Annotated in this window: 2 protein-coding genes; both read left to right on the forward strand. The window is 73.4% G+C overall.

The features are described from left to right. Positions 1-2,817, forward strand: a 2,817-nt coding sequence (locus PJ985_RS22995; protein WP_271685820.1) for a type I polyketide synthase, incomplete at its 5' end; no start/stop codon positions are given. A gap of 4 nt (positions 2,818-2,821) precedes the next feature. Continuing rightward, positions 2,822-3,668, forward strand: an 847-nt coding sequence (locus PJ985_RS23000) for a beta-ketoacyl synthase N-terminal-like domain-containing protein (RefSeq protein ID WP_271685821.1), incomplete at its 3' end; no start/stop codon positions are given.

Consider the following 3,668-nt stretch of genomic DNA (forward strand, 5'->3'; position numbering starts at 1 on the left):
CCCTTCCAGCGGGAGCGCTACTGGCCCGAGAGCTCGGCCGCCCCCGCCGATGTCTCCGCGGTGGGACTCGGCCGGGCCGATCACCCGCTGCTCGGAGCCGCTGTGCCCGTCGCGGGCACCGGCGGTCTCCTGCTCAGCGGCAGAATCTCGCAGGCCACCCACCCCTGGATCGCCGACCATGTCCTGCTCGGTACCGTGCTTCTGCCCGGCACCGCACTCGTCGAACTCGCCTCCAGGGCAGGCTCCGGAGTCGGCTGCCCGTCCCTGGAAGAGCTCACCCTGGAAGTGCCGCTCACCCTGCCCGAGGACGGGGCGGTCGTCCTCCAGGCCGTCGTCGGCGACGGGGCGGACGATCAGGGGACACGCGACGTGAGCGTGTACTCGCGTCCCGAGGGCGAGGACGGGCCCTGGACACGACACGCCACCGGAACCGTGCGCTCCGCTGAGCCCCTGGAACCGGTCCCCGACCTCTCCGCATGGCCGCCGCGGGACGCCCGGCCGGTCGACGTGAGCGGCTTCTACCCCGCCGTCTCCGACGGCGGCTACGACTACGGACCGGCCTTCCGGGGCCTGCGTGCCGTATGGCGGCGCGACGGCGAGGTGTTCGCCGAGGTGGCACCCGACCGAGAGGCCGGCGTGGACGCCGCCGGATTCACCGTGCACCCCGCGCTGCTCGACGCCGCCCTGCACGCGATCGGCGCGGGCGGCCTGCTCCCCGACACGGGCGAGGTGCGGGTGCCGTTCGCCTGGCGCGGCGTCACCCCGCACGCGGCGGGCGCCACGGAGCTGCGCGTCCGGCTGGCCCGCGTCGATGCCGAGGACGCGGCCACCGCCGCGGTGCGCGTGGACATCGCGGACGTCACCGGCGCTCCGGTCGCCCGTATCGACTCGCTGGCGCTGCGCCCGCTCTCCGCCGCCCAGCTCGCCTCGGCCCAGGGGACCCGCGACACCCTGTTCTCCGTCGACTGGACGCCCGCCGCACCCGGCCCCGTGCCCACATCGTGGGCCGTCGTCGGAGGCGACATACTCGGCGCGGCGGACCACCTCGCGGACGAGGTGCCCGCCGTCGCATGGCATGCCGGTAACGGAGCACTCCTGGAAGCCGTCGACGCGAGCACGACCGTGCCCGACGTCGTGGTGTTCTCCGGAGGGGCCCTTTCCGACGAAGAGGAAGCCGGTGCTGTCCACCGCCGGGTGGCCGAGGTGCTGACCTCGGCGCAGGCGCTCCTTGCCGACGACCGGTTCACCGACACCCGGATCGTGCTGCTCACCTGCGGGGCCACCGCAGCCCGGGACGGGGAGGACGTTCTCGACCTGCCCGGTGCCGCGGCCCGTGGTCTGCTCCGGTCGGCGAACTCCGAGCACCCGGGCCGGTTCGTGCTGATCGACACCGACGGTGACCTCACGGGTCTCCCGGGGGCGCTCGTGCCGGGCGAGCCCGAGACAGCTCTGCGCGGTGGCGCGCTGCTGGTGCCGCGCCTGGTCCGCGTCCCCGGCGGCAGCGGGCCGGCCGTGCCCCGGGGCACGGTACTGATCACCGGCGGCACCGGTGTACTCGGCGGCCTGGTGGCCCGGCACCTTGTCGAGGTCCACGGCGTCACCGAACTGCTGCTCCTCAGCCGGTCCGGCCCGAAGGCCGGCGGAGCCCGGGAACTCACCACGGAGCTGGCGGAGCTCGGGGCGCGCGCCGAGATCGTGGCCTGCGACGCCGCCGACCGGACCCGGCTCGCCGAGGTGCTGGCGGGCCGTCGGATCGCGGGCGTCGTCCACGCCGCAGGCGTCCTCGACGACGGGGTGTTCGAGGCGATGACTCCCGGACGGGTCTCGGCAGTGATGCGCCCCAAGACTGACGCGGCGTTGAACCTGCACGAGCTGGTGGGGGATGCGGAACTGTTCGTGCTGTTCTCCTCCGGAGCGGCGACGTTCGGAACCGCCGGCCAGGCGAACTACGCTGCGGCCAACGCGGTGCTGGACGCGCTGGCGGCCCGGCGACGGGCCAGGGGCCGGTCCGCGGTGTCCGTGGGCTGGGGCCTGTGGGCCCGGGCAACAGGAATGACCGCCCACCTGGCCGGTGCCGAACGGGCCCGCGCCACCGCCGCGGGCTCGGCGCTGTCCGATGAGGACGGCCTGGCGCTGTTCGACGCAGCCCTCACCTCGGTCCCCGCCCACGTGGTGGCGACGCGCCTGGAGCTGCCCGCACTGCGGGCGAGGGCGGGCACCGTGCCCGTGCCGCCACTGCTGCGCGCACTGGTGCCCCCGCCGGTCCGGCGGGCCGCCGCGGGGGACGGGCCGGACGCGGCGTCCTTCCCCGCACGGCTCGCGGCGCTCGCTGTGTCCGAGAGGAGCCAAGCAGTGCTCGACTTCGTGCGCGGGCACGCCGCGGCAGTCCTCGGGCACTCCTCGCCCGAGGACGTCGACCCGGAGCGGGGGTTCACCGAACTCGGGTTCAGTTCGCTGACCGCGGTGGAGATCCGCAACCGTCTTGCCGCTGCCACCGGACTGCGGCTGCCGACAACCTTGATCTTCGACTTCCCCACCACGGCCGGGCTGGCCGGTCACCTGCTGCAGCTGCTGGCGGCCGACAACCCCGACGCGGGGCAGGAGGCACTGCTGTCCGGTCTGGACCGGCTCGACGCAGAGCTGTCCGGGACCGAGCCGGGCGACGAGACGCGCTCACGGGTCCTCTCCCGCTTGCACGCGCTGCTCGCACGGTACGACACGGCGGACGACGCGGACTTGCTGGCCGCTGCCGAAGATCTCGACGCGGCGGACGATGAACAGATGTTCGCCTTTATCGACAAAGAGCTGGGAGCCTGAGGCGATGCCGGACAAGACCGTCGGCGCACGTGGCACGTCCACCGAGGACAAGCTGCGGGACTACCTGAAGCGGGTCACCACGGACCTCGCCGCGGTGCGGCAGCGGCTGCGCGCGGCCGAGACTGCCGAGGGGGAGCCGATCGCCATTGTCGGCATGGCCTGCCGCTACCCGGGAGGGGTCGACAGCCCCGAAGGGCTCTGGCGGCTGGTCGATGAGGGCATCGACGCGGTCTCGGGCTTTCCCGTGGATCGCGGCTGGGACATGACCCCTTTCGACGCGGGTGCCGCGGCGGGGATGGAGTTCACCAGGGAGGGCGGGTTTCTCGAGAACGTCGCCGACTTCGACCCGTCGCTGTTCAACATCTCGCCGAACGAGGCGCTGGCGATGGACCCCCAGCAGCGGCTCGTGCTGGAGACCTCGTGGGAAGCGGTGGAACGCGCGGGCATCGACCCGCTGTCGCTGCGGGGCAGCCGAACCGGTGTGTTCACCGGCGTGATGTACAACGAGTACGCCTCCCGTTCGCTGTCGGTGCCCGAGGGCGTCGCCGGCTACCTGGGCACGGGCAGCAGCGGCAGCATCGTCTCCGGCCGCGTCTCCTACACCCTGGGGCTGGAAGGGCCGGCCCTGACCGTGGACACGGCCTGTTCCTCGTCGTTGGTGGCGCTGCATCTGGCGGTGCGGTCGCTGCGGTCGGGGGAGTGCTCGATGGCACTGGCCGGCGGTGTCGCCGTGATGGTCACCCCCAACACCTTCATCGACTTCGGCATGTCCGGCGGTCTGGCACCGGACGGGCGCTGCAAATCGTTCTCCGCAGCGGCCGATGGCGCAGGCTGGTCCGAGGGCGTGGGTG

The organism is Streptomyces sp. ACA25, from assembly GCF_028200735.1.
In the GTDB taxonomy this organism is placed as follows: domain Bacteria; phylum Actinomycetota; class Actinomycetes; order Streptomycetales; family Streptomycetaceae; genus Streptomyces.